15 protein-coding genes are annotated in these 21,326 nt (G+C 61.8%); 6 read left to right on the top strand and 9 right to left on the bottom strand.

Annotation, left to right across the window (positions count from 1 at the left end; translation table 11 throughout):
- Positions 1 to 81 precede the first annotated feature (81 nt).
- Together J2W46_RS17025 and J2W46_RS17020 are read left to right on the top strand one after the other, a co-directional pair.
- Positions 82 to 486 (top strand): heme-binding protein, encoded by a 405-nt coding sequence (locus J2W46_RS17025; RefSeq protein ID WP_020065974.1) that lies wholly within the window; start codon positions 82 to 84, stop codon positions 484 to 486.
- Between the two features lie 176 nt (positions 487 to 662).
- Positions 663 to 2,834 (top strand): malate synthase G, encoded by a 2,172-nt coding sequence (locus tag J2W46_RS17020; protein ID WP_310355153.1) that lies wholly within the window; start codon positions 663 to 665, stop codon positions 2,832 to 2,834.
- 221 nt (positions 2,835 to 3,055) lie between these two features.
- Here the strand turns inward: J2W46_RS17020 and galU are convergent, their stop codons facing one another.
- Both galU and J2W46_RS17010 read right to left on the bottom strand, forming a co-directional pair.
- A complete protein-coding gene (gene galU, locus J2W46_RS17015; protein ID WP_084690031.1) occupies positions 3,056 to 3,982 on the bottom strand; it encodes a UTP--glucose-1-phosphate uridylyltransferase GalU in 927 nt (308 codons plus the stop codon).
- A 272-nt stretch (positions 3,983 to 4,254) separates the two neighbouring features.
- Positions 4,255 to 4,407 (bottom strand): hypothetical protein, encoded by a 153-nt coding sequence (locus J2W46_RS17010; protein WP_310355151.1) that lies wholly within the window; start codon positions 4,405 to 4,407, stop codon positions 4,255 to 4,257.
- A 239-nt stretch (positions 4,408 to 4,646) separates the two neighbouring features.
- On the opposite strand from J2W46_RS17010, the gene J2W46_RS17005 reads away from it, so the two are divergent.
- The gene (locus J2W46_RS17005; RefSeq protein WP_310355149.1) at positions 4,647 to 5,867 is read left to right on the top strand and encodes an acyltransferase family protein; all 1,221 of its coding nucleotides are present in this window, start codon (positions 4,647 to 4,649) and stop codon (positions 5,865 to 5,867) included.
- 220 nt (positions 5,868 to 6,087) lie between these two features.
- Here the strand turns inward: J2W46_RS17005 and J2W46_RS17000 are convergent, their stop codons facing one another.
- The 3 genes from J2W46_RS17000 to J2W46_RS16990 all read right to left on the bottom strand — a co-directional run bounded on the left by J2W46_RS17000 (position 6,088) and on the right by J2W46_RS16990 (position 12,284).
- Positions 6,088 to 8,553 (bottom strand): glycosyltransferase family 4 protein, encoded by a 2,466-nt coding sequence (locus J2W46_RS17000; RefSeq protein WP_310355148.1) that lies wholly within the window; start codon positions 8,551 to 8,553, stop codon positions 6,088 to 6,090.
- Positions 8,550 to 10,016: a flippase gene (locus tag J2W46_RS16995; RefSeq protein ID WP_310355146.1), complete on the bottom strand. Its 1,467-nt coding sequence runs from the start codon at positions 10,014 to 10,016 to the stop codon at positions 8,550 to 8,552. The genes J2W46_RS17000 and J2W46_RS16995 overlap by 4 nt, the downstream gene beginning before the upstream one ends.
- Before the next feature lie 66 nt (positions 10,017 to 10,082).
- Positions 10,083 to 12,284, bottom strand: a complete 2,202-nt coding sequence (locus J2W46_RS16990) for an NHL repeat-containing protein (protein ID WP_310355144.1) — start codon at positions 12,282 to 12,284, stop codon at positions 10,083 to 10,085.
- A gap of 773 nt (positions 12,285 to 13,057) precedes the next feature.
- On the opposite strand from J2W46_RS16990, the gene J2W46_RS16985 reads away from it, so the two are divergent.
- The 3 genes from J2W46_RS16985 to gmd all read left to right on the top strand — a co-directional run bounded on the left by J2W46_RS16985 (position 13,058) and on the right by gmd (position 15,989).
- The gene (locus tag J2W46_RS16985) at positions 13,058 to 14,155 is read left to right on the top strand and encodes an acyltransferase family protein (protein ID WP_310355142.1); all 1,098 of its coding nucleotides are present in this window, start codon (positions 13,058 to 13,060) and stop codon (positions 14,153 to 14,155) included.
- 101 nt (positions 14,156 to 14,256) lie between these two features.
- Positions 14,257 to 14,907 carry an SGNH/GDSL hydrolase family protein gene (locus J2W46_RS16980; RefSeq protein ID WP_227471219.1) on the top strand — a complete coding sequence of 217 codons (651 nt, stop codon included), beginning with the start codon at positions 14,257 to 14,259 and terminating at the stop codon, positions 14,905 to 14,907.
- A 38-nt stretch (positions 14,908 to 14,945) separates the two neighbouring features.
- Positions 14,946 to 15,989, top strand: a complete 1,044-nt coding sequence (gmd, locus tag J2W46_RS16975) for a GDP-mannose 4,6-dehydratase (RefSeq protein WP_027778326.1) — start codon at positions 14,946 to 14,948, stop codon at positions 15,987 to 15,989.
- A gap of 147 nt (positions 15,990 to 16,136) precedes the next feature.
- Here gmd and J2W46_RS16970 read toward each other — a convergent pair whose 3' ends face one another.
- From J2W46_RS16970 to J2W46_RS16955, 4 genes are all read right to left on the bottom strand, one after another.
- On the bottom strand, positions 16,137 to 17,303 hold the full coding sequence (locus tag J2W46_RS16970; RefSeq protein WP_027778327.1) for a glycosyltransferase family 4 protein: 1,167 nt from the start codon (positions 17,301 to 17,303) through the stop codon (positions 16,137 to 16,139).
- 61 nt (positions 17,304 to 17,364) lie between these two features.
- Positions 17,365 to 18,594 (bottom strand): glycosyltransferase family 4 protein, encoded by a 1,230-nt coding sequence (locus J2W46_RS16965; RefSeq protein ID WP_310355138.1) that lies wholly within the window; start codon positions 18,592 to 18,594, stop codon positions 17,365 to 17,367.
- On the bottom strand, positions 18,591 to 20,093 hold the full coding sequence (locus J2W46_RS16960) for a glucose-6-phosphate isomerase (RefSeq protein WP_374726837.1): 1,503 nt from the start codon (positions 20,091 to 20,093) through the stop codon (positions 18,591 to 18,593). The genes J2W46_RS16965 and J2W46_RS16960 overlap by 4 nt, the downstream gene beginning before the upstream one ends.
- A 3-nt stretch (positions 20,094 to 20,096) precedes the next feature.
- Positions 20,097 to 21,281, bottom strand: a complete 1,185-nt coding sequence (locus J2W46_RS16955; RefSeq protein ID WP_310355136.1) for a glycosyltransferase — start codon at positions 21,279 to 21,281, stop codon at positions 20,097 to 20,099.
- Positions 21,282 to 21,326 lie beyond the last annotated feature (45 nt).

Genomic DNA, 21,326 nt, shown 5'->3' with positions numbered 1-21,326 from the left:
CGCAAGGGAACCGCCGCGAACGATCGCCTTTCACGGTCCCTGCACGTCGCACCCTACAATGAACGAGACAGGAAATTGATTATGCTGAGCAAACCCGTGTTGACCGTAGCCGAAACGACCCGGATCCTCGAAGCCGCACGCGCGGAAGCGGAGAAAAACAAGTGGGCCGTCGCAATCGTCGTGGTCGACGACGGCGGCCACCCGCTCGGCATGCTGCGCCTCGACGGCAGTGCGCCCTCGAGCTCGTACATCGCGACTGAAAAAGCCCGCACTGCGGCGATTGGACGGCGCGAAACCAAGGTGTACGAGGACATGATCAACAACGGCCGCACCGCGTTTCTCAGCGCGCCGCTACTCGGCACACTCGAAGGCGGCGTGCCGGTGATCGTCGAAGGCCAGGTGGTCGGCGCGGTCGGCGTATCGGGCGTGAAGTCCGACCAGGATGCGCAGATCGCCAAGGCCGGCATTCAGGCGCTTGGCGTCTGAGTCAGGCACGGCGATGGCTTCGCCCATCGTTCACGCTAGCGCCATTACGAATGCCGCCGTGATGGCTTTCCCTTTCCTCTGAAGCGCAACAATCCGAAAGCAGGATCGTCCCAGCAGTAGCCCCAACGCGGGCCGATGTCCCCACGTCGGCCCCACTCAGACAGATGGAGCAGTCGATGACTCAGATGAACCCGCGCGGCGGATTGCAGGTCGCCGCCAATCTCGACCAGTTCGTCGAAACCGAAGCCCTGCCCGGCACCGGAATTGACAGCGCCGCATTCTGGTCAGGTTTCGACGCACTCGTGCACGAGTTGGCGCCTAAAAACCATGCGCTGCTCGCCGAGCGCGACCGCCTGCAAACGGAACTGGACAACTGGCATCGCGCCAATCCCGGGCCGGTGCGCGACTTACGAGCCTATCGTGCGTTTCTCGAAGGCATCGGCTATATAGTGCCGGCGCCTGCGAGCGTGAAAGCGACGACCGACCAGGTCGACACCGAAATCGCCGAACAGGCGGGCCCGCAACTCGTGGTGCCTCTGTCGAATCAGCGCTATGCGCTGAATGCGGCGAACGCGCGCTGGGGCAGCCTGTACGACGCACTCTACGGCACTGACGCGATTCCCGAGACCAACGGCGCCGACAGACAGAAAACTTTCAACCCGGTGCGCGGCGCCGCGGTGATCGCCTATGCCCGGAAGTTTCTCGACGAAGCCGCGCCGCTCGCGAACGGCTCGCATGCCGATGCGACTCGCTACAGCGTGGAAGGCGGCAAACTGGTCGTCGCGCTGAAGAACGGAACGAGCGAACTCAAAACGCCTGCGCAATTCATCGGCTATCAGGGTGACGCAAGCGCGCCGTCGGCAGTGCTGCTCAAACATAACGGGCTGCACTTCGAGATTCAGATCGACGCGAACGACTCGATCGGCAAGACCGACGCCGCGCATGTGAAGGACGTGGTGGTCGAAGCGGCGGTGAGCACGATCATCGACTGCGAAGATTCCGTTGCAGCCGTCGATGCAGATGACAAGGTTCAGCTCTATCGCAACTGGCTCGGCCTGATGAACGGCGATCTGACCGAAGAGGTCACGAAGAACGGCAAGACGTTCACACGCCGGCTGAATGACGACCGCGTGTACGTCGCCGCGAACGGCACGGCGCCCGTCGTACTTCATGGCCGCTCGCTGCTGTTCATCCGCAACGTCGGTCATTTGATGACCAATCCGGCTGTGTTGACGAAGGACGGCGCCGAGATTCCCGAAGGCATACTCGACGCCGTGATGACGACGCTGTGCGCGCTGCACGACCGCAAACACAAGTTGAATTCGCGCACCGGCTCGATCTATATCGTGAAGCCGAAAATGCACGGCCCCGCCGAAGTCGCGTTTGCGAGCGAACTGTTTGCGCGCGTCGAAGATCTGCTGAAGCTGCCGCGCAATACGATCAAGATGGGCATCATGGACGAGGAGCGCCGCACGAGCGTGAATCTGCTCGCATGTATCGCCCAAGCGTCGGAACGCGTGGCGTTCATCAACACGGGCTTTCTCGACCGTACCGGCGACGAAATGCACAGCGCGATGGAAGCCGGCCCGATGATGCGCAAGGGCGACATGAAGTCGAGCGCATGGATCGCCGCATACGAACGTAGCAACGTGCTCGTCGGTTTGCACGCGGGCCTGCGCGGCCGCTCGCAGATCGGCAAGGGCATGTGGGCCATGCCCGATCTGATGCACGCGATGCTCGAACAGAAGATCGCGCATCCGAAGGCCGGCGCGAACACTGCATGGGTGCCCTCGCCGACCGCGGCAACGCTGCATGCGCTGCACTATCATCAGATCGACGTGCAGGCGGTCCAGCAGGAGCTGGAGCGCACCGACTATGCGAGCGTCCGCGACGAACTGCTGGACGGCCTGCTGACGATTCCCGTCGTCGAAACGGCCAGCTGGAGCGCCGACGAAATCCGCGCCGAACTCGACAACAACGCGCAAGGCATTCTGGGCTATGTGGTGCGCTGGATCGATCAGGGCGTGGGCTGCTCGAAGGTGCCCGATATTCACAACGTCGGCCTGATGGAAGACCGCGCGACGCTGCGTATCTCGAGCCAGCACATTGCGAACTGGCTGTATCACGGCGTGGTGACGCGCGAACAGGTCGAGGAGACCTTTAAGCGCATGGCGCAAGTGGTCGATCAACAGAACGCCGGCGATCCGAATTACAGGCCCATGGCGCCCTCGTTCGACACCATTGCATTCAAGGCCGCGCAAGCACTGGTATTCGAAGGACGCCAGCAGCCGAGCGGCTACACGGAACCGTTGCTGCACAAGTTCCGCCTGCAAGTGAAGAACGGCTGAGCTTGATGTCGCGCCGCGGCTCGAAGAAGTTTCAGATTCGAGCGCGGCAAAAAGGACGGGCGCCCGCGTGATTCGGGGCGCCCGTTTTCAATGCGCGCGATGTTTCGCGCGCTTCTGCGTGATGCTTCGACGTGATGCCTGATGCAACCTCGCGCTAATGCGCCGATGACACCGATCACGCGAATTACACGAATCGCGCGATCAGGATGTCCCGGCCTGGATCAAGCCGCTTCGGCCGTGTACTGAGGCTCCAGGCTTTCCGGGTTCGCCTGTCCATTTGCGCGCATGTATGCGTGCAGATACGCTTCGAATTCCTCTTTCACCTCCGGATGGCGCAGCGCGAACTCCACCGTCGCCTTCAGGTAGCCGAGCTTGCTGCCGCAATCGAAACGCGTGCCGAAGTAGCGATATGCGAGCACCTGCTCCTCGGTGAGCAGCGACTGCACTGCATCGGTCAATTGCAGTTCACCGCCGGCACCCGGCTTGAGCGCGCGAATATGCTTGAAGATGGTCGGCATCAGCACGTAGCGGCCCACCACGCCGAGGTTCGACGGCGCATTGTCCGGCGCCGGCTTTTCCACGATACCCGACAGCTTGATCACGTTGTCTTCCCACTCGCGGCCGTCCACGACACCGTACGAGCGGCTGTCTTCGCGCGCGATGGTTTCGACGCCGATCACAGAACTGTGATAGTGATTGAACGTATCGACCAACTGGCTCATGACGGGCTTCGAGCTGTGCAGCAGGTCATCGGCGAGAATGACCGCGAACGGGCTTTCGCCCACCAGCTTTTCGGCGCACAAGACCGCGTGGCCCAGGCCGAGTGCTTCGGCCTGGCGCACATAAAAGCAGTCGACGTTGGCGGGTTTGATGCTGCGCACGAGGTCGAGCAGCTTCTGCTTGTTGCGTGCCTCGAGTTCGGCTTCGATCTCATACGACTTGTCGAAATGATCTTCAATCGCGCGCTTGCTGCGCCCCGTCACGAAGATCATTTCGGTGATACCGGCGGCAATCGCTTCTTCGACCGCGTACTGAATCAGCGGCTTGTCGACGATAGGCAGCATTTCCTTTGGACTTGCCTTGGTAGCCGGCAGGAATCGTGTCCCGAGGCCCGCTACGGGAAACACGGCTTTAGTGACTTTCAGCATGGTAGGCATTCCCAGATCGGTTAGAAATTGGTGTTCGCGGGCCGCTTGGGCCCTCGACGTCGCCAGAAAGGCTAACAAAAAATCTGCGCTAGATCACGCGTGAATTTCACAAATAATGCTTAATGCGCCCGACTCACAACTATTTGCGCCATTTGTCACGGGCACAGGAAACATTTACTTTCGGAAATCGAATTATCTGCGGACGATTCCGAAAAAATTACTCACGCCAGAGGACCCCGCGCGGACTCCGTTAGCAAGCGCGTTGGCATTTACTAGCGTGCTTCCTCGTTTTCGTCGAGTTGCGGCAGCTTGCCCGGACTGATGCGGAAACGGCGGATCGGCTCATTGCGCAGCGCCTCGCGATAAGCTGAAGCGGCGACGAGGATCAGTAGCACGGCAATGCCGGCAAGCATATGCAGGTTCATGACTTCACCTCTCATCAGGAGAATCCGTGCTGTAAATTAGCACGACAAAATCGATAAATAATTGATCGTCCGTATCTGCTTATGTGCAATTACATTTAGTCACAAAGGCCGCTAAAATAGGAATTGGCTGTCATTTTTTATTCATTTTTTTATAGACGCGGTGAACTAGCATGTGATGCACCGCGTGCGGAGGTCGCGCGCGGATCCGCATTGCATGACTTCAAATAAAAGGACCGCGCATGAGCGACCCAGCACTGGATGCCGCCGGCTCATCCCTGCCCCTCTCTCCACCTGTGACGGCTGCCGCACCGCGCGTGCAAAGCGACGCACGTGCCGACAGTGCCGGCAAAGAACATGTGATCGACGCAATGCGAGGCTTTGCCGCGCTGCTCGTCGCGTATTTCCATTGCCGTCAGATCGAATGGGTCGGCATGCAGGCATTTCATCAGAATGCCGGACATTCGTTGAGTTTGAAAACAATTGCGGCTTATCTGACTTTCCCTATTGCATGGGGATCGGCAGGCGTGCCGATCTTTTTCGTAATCAGCGGCTACTGCATTCACCGCAGCGGCGCCTTACGCCTTGCTAACAACCCGGCTTACCGGCTCGACGCGGGCAATTTCTGGGTGCGCCGCTTTACGCGCATTTATCCGGTGCTGCTCGCCGCGTTGCTGCTGACGCTCGCGCTCGACTGGTTCAGTCTTCAATTACCGCCTGTTAGTCACAAGATTCGCGAGATCGGCGTACAGGCGTTTCTCGTCAATCTGTTCTCGCTGCAAGGCGTGGCCGGCAAGACGTATGGATCGAACGGCGCGCTGTGGACTCTTTCGCTGGAAGTGCAGTTCTACGCGATCTATCCGTTGCTGTTCGCGCTGCGTCGACGCATCGGCATGACCTCCGTGCTCGCAATCGTCGGCGTGGTCAATCTCGTTTCCGCGTATGTGCTCGAACGGCATGACATCCAGTTCTTCACGTCGTACTGGTTTTCGTGGACCCTCGGCGCATGGATTGCCGACGCGAAAGCCCGCACCTCCGCGCAGACTGGTTCGCCGCGGTGGCTCTATGCGCTCGCCGCTGCATTCATCGCGCTTGGTTGCGCCGCATTTCACTACGGTCAATACGGCGCGTTCCAGCTCTGGGCAATCGGCTTCGCGTTCTATCTTTACAAGGCGCTGGAGCGCGGCAACGCCAACCAGCGCGACGGTTGGGGCTTGCGGCTTCTGTCGCGCTTTGGCGACTTCAGTTTTTCTTTGTATCTGATTCATCTGCCGATCTTCGTGCTGCTTTCGTCGGTCCTCTACCGCTCTTCGTTGCAGATGTCGATCTGGCCGTCGTTCGGCTATATGCTGGTCGCCGTGCCGGCCGCATACGTGTTCTACCGGCTGGTCGAATTACCGGCGATGAACTGGTCCGCCGGTTTCAAGCCGAAGTCCGCTAAAGGCGCGTTCGTGAAGTCGTAAAAAAAGCGGGGCGAATGTCAGTGACGTTCGCCCCGTTGCGCCAAATGACAGGAACCGGCCAAGTCCCTGCCTACCCCGCGTCAATCGTTCCTTCAGCAGATGTTCCCGACAGTGCCTCTGGCTTGGATGTCTGTCGCACGGCGGCGGTCTCGGGCGCGATTCATCAAGCCACGCCCTTTACCGCCTTTGTGCTTCATGCAAATCGTGCGGGTCGTGCAGATCATGCGCCGGCAGCCTTGCCCGGCTGCGCCACACGCCTCAGGATCCGCTCCACACTTTCGACATAGCTGGACGTACCAAAGCGGTTCAGCGCCGTCATGTAGCCGTTTTTGACGAGCTTGTCGCGCAGTTCGTCGTTCGAGCGCAGTTCTGCCAGCACATCGGCCAGTGCATGAGCATCGCCCGGTGTGCACAGCACGCCGTTCTCGTAGTCGTCGATAATTTCAAGTACCCCGCCCGCACGCGCGGCCACGACCGGCCGTTGCGCGAGCATGCCTTCTACGATCACCCGGCCGAACGGCTCGGGCGTGATGGACGTGTGCACCACCGCATCCACCGCGCACATGCAGGCAGGAATATCGTGCTGGAAGCCGAGAAAATGCACGCGGCCGCCAAGATCGTGCGCGGCGACGAACGCGCGCAATTCGATCTCGTACTGATCTTCGCCGAATAGCGGCGCGCCAACCAGCACCGCGTGCATGTGCGGATTGAGCACCAGCGCCTGGAGCAGTACATGCTGCCCTTTCCAGCGCGCGAGGCGGCTGAACGAACCCACCAGGAAGGCATCTTTCGGCAGGTTCAGCTTCTCGCGCAGCGTGGCTTGCGGCACGTTGCGCAATGCGTCGAACGGTGCCGCCGAAATGCCGTTGAACACCACGTCGATGCGTTTGTCGTCGAAATGCGTGAGGTCGGCGAACGCGCGCGCCGACGCCGCCGAATTGGCGATCACATGCGTGAGGCCGAGGCGTGCGCACCATTTGATGATCGCGAGCTGCTTGGACCCGAAATGCTCCGGACTTACGATGTCGCGCAGATGCCAGACCACCGGCCGCCTCGCGAGCTTGCCGGCGACCGCGCCGATCACCATCGCGCGCTGCGTGTTCGCATAGATCACCTGCGCGCTGCGCGCGCGTTTGGCCGTCGCGCGAACGAGCGACATCAGGCCCATCAGCGCCTGGCCCCTCGGCAACGAGCCCCCCTGCTTACGCACGTTGCGCAGCGCGCCCGCATCGAGCACCTCGACACTGGCGCCCACTTTATCGAGCGCGGTACGGAATGGGCCGTCGTCGAACAGCACCACTTGCATGCGCGAGCGCAGCGCCTTGACGATTTCGAGCAGCGACAGCTCGGCGCCGCCTAGCACGCCGCTTTGATCGACAGCGAGAATACGCGGCGCGTTCGCGGCCGGCTCCGCGTGATACGGCACATACGGCGGCAGCGTCGCGTTGCGCAGCGCGGGCACGGAAGCCCGCACGTGGGCGAAAAAGCGTTCCCGGAAGTTGGCTGCGGAAAAACGCTCGGCATTCGCGCGGCAATCGGTTGGCGAAAAACGCTTCACGTGTCCATCGAAACGCTCGACCGCGGCGATGATCGACTCCGCGCTCTGCTCGTCGAAGAACATGCCGGTCGGGCGCGGCTCCGACAGATCGCGCACCGTTTCGAGCGCACCGCCCTTGCCATACGCGATGACAGGCGTCCCGCACGCCTGCGCCTCGACCACCGAAATGCCGAAGTCTTCCTCGGCAGCAAAGACGAAAGCCTTGGCGCGGCTCATCCGGTCCTTCAGCACTTTGAACGGCTGGTAACCCATGATCTCGACATTGGGCCCCGCCTTCGCGCGGATCTTCTGCATGTCGGGACCGTCGCCGATGACGACGAGTTTTCTCTCGGGCATGCGCGCAAACGCCTCGACAATCAGGTCGATTTTCTTGTACGGCACCATCCGCGAGGCAGTCAGATAGAAGTCTTCCTTCTGCGTGCACAGCGTGAACGCTTCGACGTCGACAGGCGGAAAGATCACCTGCGCATCGCGCTGATAAACCTTTTTAATGCGCCGCGCGATGAAATCGGAGTTCGCAATAAAGCCGTCCACCGAGTTCGACGTGCGGATGTCCCAGTTTCGGATGTAATGCAAAATGAGCCGCGCCATTGCCGACTTCGGCCCGCTCGTCAGTTTCGACTGCTGCAGGTACTGGTGCTGCAAGTCCCACGCATAGCGGATCGGCGAATGCACGTAGCTGATATGCACCTGATCCGGACCGGTGAGAATGCCCTTGGCCACCGCGTGGCTGCTCGATATCACCACGTCGTAGGCGGATACATCGAGTTGCTCGATCGCGAGCGGCATCAACGGCAGATACGTGCGGTACTTGCTGCGCGCGAGCGGGAGCTTCTGAATGAACGATGTGGTCACCGGCTTGCCGCGCAAAAAGCTGCGGTCGTCGAGAAAGTCGACGAGGCTGAACAGGTCCGCGTCCGGAAAGCACGCCACGATCTGCTCGAGCACCTTCTCCGCACCCGCATACGTAACGAGCCAGTCGTGCACGATCGCAACGCGCACAGCTTTGTCGCCGCGCAGTGCGGCACGCCGCGGCGGCGCGTCAGCCGTAGGAACGGTGGTCAGTTCGGCCAGCGCACTGCGCGTCGGAGCTTGCAGCACGGCTTCTTCAAGGACTTCGTGGTTCATGCGCTTTTCCTCGGATTCAGTCGCAACAGCAGTGAACGCGCTAGATCGCGCAAGGCGGGTGTCATCGTGATGGACCAGGCGATATTCGCGCCCACCATCAACAGGCCGGCGACGATCGCCATGGCGAGGCCCGGCAGGAAGCTGGAAAGCCAGAGGCTGGCCAGCAGGAAAGCGAGATGAGCAAGCATGTCGAGCGCGATTAGCCGCGCGCGGATCGCCGAGAGCCGCAACAGCACTGCGTAATCGAACAGCGCGCGGCCCGCCACCGCGATCGCCGCGCCAGTCAATCCGAAGTGCGTGATGCCGAACCACAACGCCCCTGCAAACAAGGGCAATTCGAACAGACCGACGCGCGCGGCCGTGGCCGGATTAACCTGCGACTGGATCAGGATGCGCGTCACGTTCGCCTGGCCCACGAGCCAGACCGCAACGATCATGATGCGTCCCACGGGCGCCGCGACGCTTGCAATTTCGTTGCCGACCCAAAGGTGCAGGAACGGTTCGAGCACCAGCATCGCGATCAATGCGACCGGCGTGAACACGCCGTTGAGAAACTCGAGCGACTGCTGCGTGATAGTGTCGGCGTCCGCGCGGCCCACAGCGGAAAGCCGTGGAAAGAGCGTGCGCACCATGGCGGTGGGCACGATGTTCAAGCGCGTCACGAGGTTTTGCGGCACCGTGTAATACGTGACGAAGCGCGCACCGAGGCTCGTGCCGAGCATCACGCGGTCGAGCGATTCGGCGATCATGTTGGTGACGCTCGCAATCAGCATCCAGCCGCCAAAGTTGAAAAGCCCCTTGGCCACACCAAGCTGCGGCGGCAGAACACTGCGTATTTCAAGCACTTTTAGCGCAGACCGGCCAAGCAGGATCGCAGCGAGAATGCGTGCAAACACGGCGGCGGCCAGCACGTTCTGCAAGCTCGCACCGAGCCAGAGCGCCGCGCCGAGCGGCAGCAACTGAAACAGGAACGTGCCAATGGTCTGATTCGTGTTGTAGATGCCGAAGCGTTCGGCGCCGTTGATCGCGCCGGCGAACACCCACGACACGTTCGCAATCGGAATCGCCACCGCGAGCCACGGTAGCGCCATATACACCTCGTGCTGCAGTTCCGGCGACACCTTCGTGAAATACGCGGTGTAGAGGAACGCACCGAAATAGATGATCAACCCGCCGATCACGCCCGTCGCGAGATTGAGCCATGTCGCACTCCAGAACACGCGCGCGCTTTCGTCCTTGTTGCCCGACGCGCGCGCTTTCGAAATGTGATTCTGCGCGGCCATGCTCATGCCCAGATCGAGAATCCCGAAGTAGCCGATCAGCGTCCACACGAGGCTGATTACGCCGTAGCGCTCGACGCCGAGCAGCCTGATATACGACGGCACGGTGACGAGCGAGACGAAAGTCGGCAGCACGAGTCCGAAGAAATTGATCGCTACGTTCTTGAGAATGCCTTTGTCCATCGGATGCCCTGGGTTCGACTACGATTGCCTGTTTTTTTCGTCATGCGTGGTGTTGCCGACGCGTCGTCAAGGTTTCCAGCGGTACATCAGCACCTTGCCGCGGGCGTCTTCCTCGACGAATACGAGGTACTCGCCCTCGGCTCGCTTCGCCGCGCTGATGCCGTTGGGTACGTCGACCCAGCCGGACGCCCGGCCCACTTCGGGGCCGGGCCGGATTACGCCGAGTTCACGGCCGCTGTCCTTGTCCCACACATGCACCGCGCCCACCGGTTCGACGCCGAAGATGTATTGCCCCTCGACCGTCAGGCCGATGATCGTCGCGATGGGCTTGCTCTGTGTCTGCCACGGCAGCGCGATCGAATAGCGCTGCACCGGCTTGCCGCTCGACCATTTGTCGTAGCGCACCAGCACGCGGCCCACTTCCTTCCAGAAGCCGCGATCGACCGGCGTGTCGGGCGTATAGCCGCTCACGTACATCGTGTCGGTGTCGGGCTCGTAGATCGCGCGATGCAGTTCGGTGAACGGTTGCGGCACCGGGTACTGCGTGAGGTCCGAATACGAGTAGATGGGGTTGCCCTTGGCATCCAGACCGCCGAAGCGAAAGCGATAAATGCCCTTGGTGTCACGCGTTCGCCAGATGTCGCCCGCGCTATCCACCCACCAGCCCCAACCGCCCGCGAGCTTCGTGCCGCTCGTGTTCGGGGCGAATTCGTCGCTATTGAATTTGCCGTCGCCGTTCGCGTCGCGCCAGATCCAGTCGCCGCCCGGCGGCGCGTTCGGTACCTTGGCGACCGCGCGCTCGCGGCCCGCGATAAAGCCGGACGGAATCGCCGTTTCGCCATCGCGTTGCGGATCGAAGCGATAGATCTTCAGATGGTCCGCATACATGTCGGTCAGGTATAGAAAGGTGTGGCCCTTCAGCTTGCGGGCGATCGGCAAGCCCGGATATTGATCGGTGTGAAAGACCGGATCGTCCGGGTATTTGAAGCGATTAGAAAGGAATCCGACATATTTCCAGTCTTGCCCCGCAGGCTTCGACAAGTCGAGCTCGAAACGCTTGTTACCGGTGTACACGCTGTCTGGCCGCGACGGATCGACCCATGCACCATCGACGAAAAGCAGTCCCTGCACGAGCCAGTTCTGTTTGCCGTCAGACGCGTAGCTTTCAAGGGTCGCGCCGAGGCCCGCGCCGATCGGCTCATAACGCGGGCCGATGCCGTTGGTCGATACATAGACGTTTCCGCTTGCATCCACGCCTACGCCTGTTAATCCGTTGAAACGTCGGGGACCCGGTCTTCCCGCGACGCCGCTAAAAATTCCGCCGCGCTCGCCCAGTGAGCCCGACTGCGCGTATTGGCCATTGCTCTTGCTGAAGAACAGCACCTGCTGTCGCGGACCGTTGTCGGCGATCAGAATGCGGCCTTTCGCATCGACGGCAATATCGACGGCGAGCGTATCGGCGGGCAGTTCGAACGTCTCGTCGATCCGCTTGCCGCCCGGCGTGTAATGCTCGACATGCGGCGCACGATCGTTGCGCGTACCGCTCAGCGCCCACAGCGTGCCGTCCGGCGCAAGCGCGATCCGGCCAGGCTCGTGCACGCTCCACGTGGCCTTCTGCTGCATCGACTCGGCGTCGTACACCTCGATGCGGTCTCGCGCCGTGTTGGCCGCATAGAGCGTAGTGTCGCTAGCCGCGAGTCCGCCGATCTCGGCGCTCGTGCCCGTCGGCACTTCGTTCATCATCAGAAAGCCGGCGGCGAGTTGCGCATGCGGGTCAGCGGCTTTCGCCGCGGGCTGAAACGGCGCGGCACGCTTTGGATCGGCGATCTGCCGGCGCGAGATGCCGAACCACTGCTTGCCTTTTACCGGCCACACGCCCTGTTCGACCAGCCGGCCTTTTTCGTTGCCGACTGCAATAGCAACAAATGCGTACTTGCGGTTGATCGCGATCGCGTTGCCGCCGCTGTTGCCCCATCCATGCGTTCCGCCCGCGAAGCCGAGCATTTTGCCGTTCTGATAGACGCTCGCTTCTGCGCCGCTTTCGTCCCATGGCGCATTCGTATAGACCTTGCCGTCGGGCGCGACCGCGATCGCCGTGATGTTGATCTGTGCCCACGTGCCGTCACCGAAACCAAACGTGTTGCCGATCCATGACGTCTTCGCGTTCAACGCAGTTTCCGCGCGAACCGTCGAAGTGGCCGATGCAGCAGCCAGTCCGACAGCGCACGCAAATACCGCGAGCCAGCTTTTGAACGTGAAACGGGGCAAGGTATGTCCTCCAGTCGATGCAAACCGATGCTTTAACAGAACTGTGATCCGGGTACGCGACCAGGCGAGCGTGCTAACGCGAGCGCCATTGGCAACAGCGTTGCAGGAGTGATGGCAAGCGCCATTCATGAACGCGCGCGGCTATCGGCACATAGACGACTCAGTGAAAGATGAAGGCGCAGCGCGAAGCTTGCTGTCGCGCGCGGCGTCAGCACACGCACGCGCTCTTCCGCTTCGAAGATGCAGGCCGCGTCACGCTGCAGTACGCCACATCGAACTAACGCGGTGCGCGGCGCACGCGCAGTCCCAGGACGCCCAATGCGCAAGGCTCACATTACGCGTAAAAAACTCCGCGACGAAAATCGAAAATAATTCAAAAATATTCGACACTTTAAAACGATGCGAAAGAAATCATTTTAAAAATGCATTAGAAGAAAATATGTCCGTGCAGCGTGCGAATGAGGCATGCGCGGACCGCTGCTGTTCGTCTTTTCGCTTGGCCAGGCAGTGCGGACGGTCACTTCATCACGCGATTTTCACCCGGCGTCATGAGCGCGACACAAGCATGGAAACGTCGCGCAAATGCATAACGAAACAACCTGTTTCAATCTGGTTCATTTATCCATTTCATTCCCGTTTTTTCACGATTTTCTTTTGCCTAGAATCAAATGCACTGACGTCGCGGCCGCAGCGGGCGCGACTGGCTTTCTGGCACGGCTCGCGGCTCCTCGCGGATCCTTGCGACTCTTCGGCTTCCACACCATGGACGGTTCATGACTGTTAGCGCAATGCCCTCAGCGCCTTCCCATTCACGCCGCATCGTGCAGCTCGACGGCTTGCGCGCGATCGCCGTGCTCGCGGTGTTCGCGCAGCACGCGTTGAAAGCGCCGCTGTGGATGGGCGTCGATCTGTTCTTTGTTTTGAGCGGCTTTCTGATTACCGGCATCCTGCTCGAACGCAAGGCACGTGAGCAGTCGTACTTCGGCTACTTCTACGCACGCCGTGCGCGGCGCATTCTGCCGCCGTATCTGCTGCTGATGGCGGTCTCCTCGATCCTGTTCGGCTTCGGCTGGGCGCAGCACTGGCAGTGGTACGCATTCTTCGCAACGAACATTGGCGATGCGCTGAATCAGAGCGGACACGACAGCCTGAATGTGTTGTGGTCGCTTGCAGTCGAAGAGCAGTTTTATATCGTCTGGCCGTTCGTGATTCTGTTCGTGCCCGAGCGTGCGCTCGCGTGGGTGGCCGCCGCGCTGGTCCTGCTCGTGCCGGTGCTTCGCGCAGTGGCCACGCCATGGTTCGATTCGTTCTGGCCGATCTATTACCTGACGCCCTTTCGCATGGATCTGCTCGCGGCCGGCGCGCTGCTCGCCGTCGCCGTGCGGCGCGATCGTCACGCACTCGAACCGCTCAAGGGGGTTGCGGTGCTGGGCGTGATCGCTGCCCTCGCCGCGCTCGCCTGGCTGCATCTGCACTTTCCGCGTTTTCGCGCGGCGAATACACCGCTGTCCAATGCGGGGCTCTACAGCATTTCGTTGGTGCTTTGCACATCCGTCGTGGTCATCGCTCTGCAAAGCAAGGGCATCGTCAAACGGCTGCTGTGCAATCCGGTGCTCATGTATATCGGCACGATCAGCTACACGATCTATCTGATTCATCTGAGCGTGCTGTATGCGCTCTGGCCGCTGCAGATGAACCGCTATGTGAGCGCCGCGCTCGCGCTCGTTATCACGATTGCATATGCAAGTCTCACCTGGTTCGGATTTGAGAAGCGCCTGATTTTCGGTCCTCGCGGCAACTCGCATGCGACGGCGGGCACCAGTGCGGGCGTGGCGAGCGCTGCGCCGCAAGTACCGCAAAGCCGCGCATGAGATGCCCCGCACGGCTTCGAGCCGCCGCGATATGTGCGTCGCTTGCCGGACTGTCTCTGTGTTCGCCGGGCGCGAGTGCTCAAGCCACTCAAGTGGAGCGGATGCAAGCGCACACGCAGGTCGTGATCGACGCATACGGCGATTCCACGACGCTCGGTATTTCATGCAGCGAAGGCCATTGCGCGCCGCAAGCGCAGAACGCCGTGGCTTATCTGCAGGACGAATTGCAGACGCATCACGGCGACCGCGTGCGCGTAGCCAACTACGGCGTGGGCGGCACGATGGCCATGCAATTGCTCGACGGCACGGGTAATCGGCGCGCCGGGCCGACCGCCGGTTTGCCATGGCGCGAGCGGCTCGCTGCGTCGCCCGCGCGAATCGTGTTGATCAACTACGGCATCAACGAAGTGATGCAGAACCAGACGCCCGAGCAGTTCTACACGGCGCAAACCGCGCTCGTCAAAACCGCTCGCGCGCTCGGCAAGGAGCCGGTGCTGGAGACATCGAATCCGATGCCCGATAACCGGCTCAATGCGCGGCTCGCCTCGATGGTCGCGATGACGCGTCGCGTAGCCGACGAACAGCATGTGCCGCTCGTCGACCAGTTCGCGTACATCAGCAGTCTGCCGGACTGGAAGACGTTGATGTCCGACGGCGCGCATCCGAAGCCGGGCTTGTACAGGCTCAAGGCCGAGCAGGATTTTCAGGTCGTCGAACCGCTGGTGCGGCGGCTTCTCGATGGCACGCTCTGAGGTGCTCTTTTTTCTTTTACCAATATTGAAGGCAAGCTATGAGCCAACCACGCAAAGCGATCATCACCGGTGTGTCGGGACAAGACGGCGCCTACCTGACCCGATTGCTGCTCGACAAGGGCTATCAGGTCACCGGCACCTATCGGCGCACGAGTTCCGTGAATTTCTGGCGCATGCGCGAGTTGGGCGTGCTCGACCATCCGAATCTGCGTCTCGTCGAACACGATCTGACCGACCTCGGCTCGACGCTGCGTCTGCTCGAAGGCGCGCAGGCCGACGAGTTGTATAACCTCGCCGCGCAGAGTTTCGTGGGCGTATCGTTCGACCAGCCGGTGACGACCGCCGAGGTAACCGGCATCGGCGCGCTGAATCTGCTCGAAGGCATCCGCATTCTCAACCCGAAGATGCGCTACTACCAGGCATCGACATCGGAAATGTTCGGGCTCGTGCAGGCGGTGCCGCAACGCGAGGACACGCCCTTCTATCCGCGCAGCCCCTATGGCGTCGCGAAACTGTTCGCGCATTGGTCGACGATCAACTATCGCGAGTCGTATGGTCTCTTTGCGAGCAGCGGCATTCTGTTCAATCACGAATCGCCGCTGCGTGGCCGCGAATTCGTGACGCGCAAGATCACCGACACGGTCGCAAAGATCAAGCTCGGCAAGCAGGATGTGCTGGAACTCGGCAACCTTGGCGCGAAACGCGACTGGGGTTTCGCGCTCGAATATGTGGAAGGCATGTGGCGCATGCTGCAAGCCGACGAGCCGGACACCTTCGTGCTCGCGACCGGCCGCACTGAAACGGTTCGCGACTTCGTGCGCATGGCGTTCGCCGCAGCGGACTATCAGATCGAGTGGTCAGGCAAGGAAGAGCGCGAAACGGGCATCGACGTGGCGACTGGCAAGACGCTCGTGCGCGTGAATCCGAAGTTCTACCGGCCGGCTGAAGTCGATCTGCTGATCGGCTGCGCGGACAAGGCGCGCGAGAAACTCGGCTGGCAGGCGCAGACCACGCTCGAACAACTGTGCCATATGATGGTTCATGCGGACATTGGGCGCAATCAGCAACACGAGACGTTTTAATCAGCGACCCTCAGCAACCGCCCCGCACGCCCGCATTGGGGCGATGCAGTGGCGGCCGCACAATAGCATGCATATGAAAAAGGCGCCGGCTCTCTTCTACAGGAGCCGGCGCCTTCTTTATTTCGTCCCGCACATTTCAACGCTCGATCAATGGACCTCGCCCGACGCAATAGCCTCGCTGTACACCGACGCCACCCGTTTCGCGATCACCGAGTTATCGAAGTTTTCACGCGCATAGCGTCGGCACGCATCGGCATCGGGCAACTTCAGCGAGCCGCTTAGCGCGCCGGCAAGTCCCGCCGCGATCGCCTTTGCGCCGGTCTCCGGCAGCACCAGATCGGGCGACAGCCCCGCAACCGCCTCGGGCAAGCCGCCAACCGGCGTAACCAGCACCGGCGTGCCCGACGCGAGCGATTCGACCGTGATGAGGCCGAAGCCTTCGAGCGCGACTGTCGGCACCACGCTGATATTCGCCGCGCGATACAGCGCCGCCAGATGCTGATCCGGCACGAAGCCGAGAAGCTTCACGTTGTCCTGCAAGCCGGCCTCGTCGATGCGCGCTTGCAATTCATCCGCGAGACGCCCCTTGCCCGCAATCAGGAGCAGCACATCGGGGTGGCTCGGCTTGAGCAGCCTGATCGCATCGATCAGATCTTCGAGACCCATGCGCCGCACGAGACGCCGCACCGCGAGCACGATCGGTCTGTCCTGCGGCAATTGCAGTTTCAGACGCGCCTCGGCGGGCGTGATGGGCAGATTGAATTGTTCGACGTCGACGCAGCCCGGCACCACACGCACACGCTCCGGCGAGATGCGATAACGCGAAGTCAGAATCTTGCCGAACGCCTCCGACAACACGATAAGGCGCGACGAGCGCGTATAGACCGATTGTTCGAGATAACGCTTCGCGCGCTGACCGAGCGAATCCGCGCCTTCAACATGGCTTTCGTCGGCCCACGGTCCCTGAAAATGCGAGACCTGCGGAATGCCGCGCGTCACGTCGAGGCCCGGAAACGTATAGAGCGCGAAGTGCGACGAGATCACGTCGGGACGCGACGTACTGATTTCCTGGCGCAGCGCGCGGCGCGCGGCCATCAGCCGCAAAGGCAGCGACTGGCCTGCGGAGCCGAAACCGTTGATCGCACCGCCTGTGTCGGCAGCAACCTTCGGCGAGCCTGCTACGACGCCGCGCACCGCGACGCCCGCGCCCGGCAGCGCGCCGACCAGCGAGTAATACATGCGGTCGAGGCCGCCCGCGCGCTCCGGGAACCAGTGCATGCCGATCTGCAGCGATTTGATTGAGCTTGTCGTCATTGTCGTTGCCTTTTGAGCTTTCTTGTATCCGGTGAGTAGTGTTGAACGCTAGCGCGTAGCGTCATTCAACGCGCTTGTGTCCGGCCAGCGTGTTCAGCGTGAGCGCGTCGGTCTTCGCGACCACCGCCGCCTCGGCTTCCTTGCGCCGGCGATTCTTCTGCTGCCCCTCGATCTGCCGATACAGCGCGATATATTGCGCGGCCATGCGCGCCCAGCCGAAACCGGTCGCGAGTTCGTTGGCGGCGACGCCCATCTTGCGACGCGCGTCGTCATCGGCGGCGAGGCGTGCGACCGCCCCTGCGAGCGCCTTCGGATCGTCCGGATCGTCGAGCACGATCCCGCATTCGGGCGTGATGATTTCAGCGCCGCCCGCGGTGCGCGCGGTCACGACCGGCAGGCCGGCCGCCATCGCTTCGAGCAGCGACAGGCTCATGGCCTCATAACGCGACGGAAACACGAATGCGTCGACCGAATGCATCAGCACCGGCATCTCTTTGACAAGCCCGAGAAAATGCACGCGATGCGCGATGCCGAGCGCCTTCGCTTCGTCCGGATACGGACTGCCCGGCAGAAAACCCGCGACCGCGATATGCACGTGTTCGGGCAAATGCTTGAGCGCGGCCAGCACCGTGCCGAGGTTCTTGCGCGGCGTACGCAGATCGCCGACGAACAGCAGCAAGAATGCGTCTTGCGGCAAGCCGAACTTCGCGCGATCGCCGGTGGCTGCAGCAAAGCCTTGCGTATCGACGCCGTTGTAGATCACGTCCACACGGTTATCCGGCGTGAGGCCGATCGCGCGGATTTCATCGGCGACTTTTTGCGAGACCGCCGTGATGACCTTCGAGCGCCGGTAGGCCCAGCGCTCGAGCAACGCATTGCAGCGCGTATATACCGACTGATACGCGGACCACGCGCCCTTCGTGAGACCGAACGGGTAGTACTTGCTGCCGAGCCACCCGCTGTGCACGAAGTGCGACGTGTTGACGTCGGCGGGCATCCATGTGATGAAGCCGTTCACATGGAGCACGTCGTATTCGCGGCGATGGGAGCGCAGCCACATCGCACTCTTGAACGCGAACACCTGCTGGCGCAGCAGATTGGTCGGCCACCAGCGGCCGATTTTCATCGGCACCCAGCGGACAGTCGGATGAACGAGCAGATCGGGCGCGACGTGCGAGGCAATCAGCGTGACGCCGATATTCTCGTCGAGCGCCGCGCGCGCGATCTCGTGGTTGACGCGCCCCTGGCCGTCGTTATGGCGCACAACGTGCGTGACAATGGCGACTCTCAATCAGTGCCTCCTTGGAAAAGTTGCGTGCGGAATAACGTACCGGCGCGGTTGATTTTTTCGTAATGCACCGCGGAAAGAATCGAAAAAACGCTCATGAAAAGCAGCAGCCCGCCAGTGCCGACCAGCGAATTGGTGAACACCAGCATCGCGAAAGTCGCGAGGCACAGGCTCAGACATGCGGACACGTACTTATCGTTGCGCAGCCTGAACGACGCAAGTACGGCGCGCGTCAATAGCCACACGATGCCGGACATGTAAAGCAGCGTGCCGGGCCAGCCGAGCACGAACGGGATGTTCATCACGCCGCTGTCGAAGTTGCCGTACTGGCCGAGCTGGCCGCCGTCGTTCGAGAGCTTGGTCGAGGTGCCGGTCGCGCCCATGCCTTCGCCGGAGACATCGGTAAAGGCGGTTTTCGCGAAGGTCGCATAGAACTCGTTGCGAGCCGCGTAGCTCTGGTCGTCGTTCAGATTGACGATGGTGGACAAGCGCGCCTGCATCCGCTCGGCCACCGGACCGACCGCGAGGAGCGGCACGCACAGTCCCGCGAGCAATACCGCGCTCGCGACGATGCGCACCCGCACCTTGTTGTTGGACTTGATCAGCTGGATCAAAAGCGCGATGATCCAGCCGCCCCATGTGGAGCGCACGAGGCTCAACGCGAACGAAAAGAAACCGAGCGCCGCGGCGACCCAGCGCACGCGATGCGTGGCCGCCATCACGTACACCATCGCGCCCATCATCGCGAACGCGAACGGCCCCGACGAATTCATCGTGCTGAATACGCGCACGCCCATCGGCACAGGGTCGCCTTGCGAGTTCATCTGCGAACCGAGCATCCACAGTGCGTCCCACTGCGGCATGATGAAAAACTGGATCAACCCGTAGCCGCCCATCACGAGCATGCCCCAGATGAACGTGTTCACGATGGTGTCGCGGTACTGCGGATACTGGCGCGTGTTCGCCATGATGTGAAAGCCGATCAGAATCGGATACAGCCAGTTCGCAAGGTCGTAGGTGGCCGCGAGCGGGCCGCTCGACACTACGCCGACAAGATAGGCGTAGACGAGTCCGAGCAGAATCAGCAGCACCGGAAGTCCGCGCCGTTGTCCTAGCAGCCTGTAGTAGCGTACGAGCGACAACGCGCTGATCATCGTGACGGCGAGCGGCGCGACCTGGATCAGGCTCGTCGGCGTGAACGAGCCTTTGGACCAGTCGGCGAGGCGGCGCACTTCAGGGCTCAGGAACCATAACCACCACATGAAGCCGATATAGCGCGCCGGGCTCTTGAAGTAGAGCCACAGGCCCGTCGCGATTGCGAGGACGGGAAACGCGAGCGTGAGCACCGTGCCCTGACGCGCGACGATCAGTACGGCCGTGACGAGCCACAGCATGGCTGCGGGCAGCCACTCGCGACGTTTGCGCGCCGCGGTGCGCGACGCACCTACGCTGCCCGGCATGCCGGGTGTGGGCGAAAGGTCGGCTCGCGGAAGCGTCGACATCGCTTAGAGGCCCCCGCGCGATTCTTGCGCCGTGCTGCGTTGACCATGAGCACCCACCGCCTTGTCCGCGTCGGCAGAAGGCGCCGCGCGGCCGCGTGCCGCGGCGCCGCGAACGCGCAGCATTTCCTGCGTGATCCGCACATGCTGCATCGCGTAGTGCTGCGTGGTCAGATCGCGCGACAGCAGGCCGGCAGCCGCTGCCTGCGCCTGGCGCAATGCTTCCACGGGCGCGGCGGCGAGCCGGTCAACCGCATCGCGCAACGCAGACGGATTGAATGGCGGAATGTACGCGGCCTCGCCGGCCGGGAAATAATCCTGCAAGGCGCCGACGTCGGTCACGACCATCGGCTTGCCGACCGCCGCCGCCTCCAGCATCACGGTAATACCCGACGCGTGCGTGTTCGGCCGCAACGGCACGACGATCACATCGGCCCAGTCATACAGTTCGTGCTGTTTTCTGATGCCCGAGAACAGCGCGATTTCCACATTAGGCGCGCGCAGCGACGCGGGAATGCGACGGCGCGTGGCGAGCTTCACCGTGTAGCGCGCGTCGTTGCCGAATGCCCTGATGAGCGTATCCCAGTCGCGGTCGCGGTCGTTGCCGATCGCGGCAATGCGGATCGGCGAATGCGGCTTCCATTCGATCGGCGCCTTAACCGGAAAGTCGCGCGTGTTCAGACCGTAGAGAAGCGGCTTCGCGTCGCGATTGAAATAGCGCTTGCATAGCGCAGCGTTTTCGCTCGCGAGCGTGGTCAGCTGATCGGCGCGCGTCATCAGCTTGCGATACAGCCACTTACGCACGATTCCGTACGAAGGCCATTTGTCCAGCAGCCACACGCTTTGCGCGAGCAGAAGCGGCGAGGAGTCCGCGCCGGCCTTGCGGCCGCTCAGAAGGAGCATCAACGCGGCTGACAGCCATTCCTGTTCGGTGTGCGTCCAGATCACATCGGAGCGCAACATTTCCGCGCGATTGCGCCACGTATGGATGAAGTCGAAGCCAAGCACTGCCTTCAGCGCGCGTCGAACGAGCCGCATCGGCTTGCCTTCGCGAGCGTCCTGTGAATAGGTCAGCGCGAACGCGTCCGATTCGGCGTGGTGATAGCCGTACAGGCAACCGATGTTGTCGCCCGGTCGATAGAAACGCGGATCGGCGCCGTAAAACAGATGAACGTGGACCTTCGTACTCATGCAGACACTCCCTTTGCCGATGCTGCAGCGTGTGAGGCGCTGCGT

This window comes from Paraburkholderia strydomiana, assembly GCF_031456815.1.
Taxonomy (GTDB): domain Bacteria; phylum Pseudomonadota; class Gammaproteobacteria; order Burkholderiales; family Burkholderiaceae; genus Paraburkholderia; species Paraburkholderia caledonica.
The sequence above is the reverse complement of the archived record's forward strand: the minus strand, read 5'-3'. Positions and strand labels throughout refer to the sequence as shown.

Coding starts and splice junctions, on each gene's coding strand:
- J2W46_RS17025 (WP_020065974.1), top strand. CDS start 82: ATGCTGAGCAAACCCGTGTTGACCGTAGCCGAAACGACCCGGATCCTC.
- J2W46_RS17005 (WP_310355149.1), top strand. CDS start 4,647: ATGAGCGACCCAGCACTGGATGCCGCCGGCTCATCCCTGCCCCTCTCT.
- gmd (WP_027778326.1), top strand. CDS start 14,946: ATGAGCCAACCACGCAAAGCGATCATCACCGGTGTGTCGGGACAAGAC.
- J2W46_RS16995 (WP_310355146.1), bottom strand. CDS start 10,016: ATGGACAAAGGCATTCTCAAGAACGTAGCGATCAATTTCTTCGGACTC.
- J2W46_RS16980 (WP_227471219.1), top strand. CDS start 14,257: ATGCAAGCGCACACGCAGGTCGTGATCGACGCATACGGCGATTCCACG.
- J2W46_RS16955 (WP_310355136.1), bottom strand. CDS start 21,281: ATGAGTACGAAGGTCCACGTTCATCTGTTTTACGGCGCCGATCCGCGT.
- J2W46_RS17000 (WP_310355148.1), bottom strand. CDS start 8,553: ATGAACCACGAAGTCCTTGAAGAAGCCGTGCTGCAAGCTCCGACGCGC.
- J2W46_RS16970 (WP_027778327.1), bottom strand. CDS start 17,303: ATGACGACAAGCTCAATCAAATCGCTGCAGATCGGCATGCACTGGTTC.
- J2W46_RS17010 (WP_310355151.1), bottom strand. CDS start 4,407: ATGAACCTGCATATGCTTGCCGGCATTGCCGTGCTACTGATCCTCGTC.
- galU (WP_084690031.1), bottom strand. CDS start 3,982: ATGCTGAAAGTCACTAAAGCCGTGTTTCCCGTAGCGGGCCTCGGGACA.
- J2W46_RS16960 (WP_374726837.1), bottom strand. CDS start 20,093: ATGTCGACGCTTCCGCGAGCCGACCTTTCGCCCACACCCGGCATGCCG.
- J2W46_RS16985 (WP_310355142.1), top strand. CDS start 13,058: ATGACTGTTAGCGCAATGCCCTCAGCGCCTTCCCATTCACGCCGCATC.
- J2W46_RS17020 (WP_310355153.1), top strand. CDS start 663: ATGACTCAGATGAACCCGCGCGGCGGATTGCAGGTCGCCGCCAATCTC.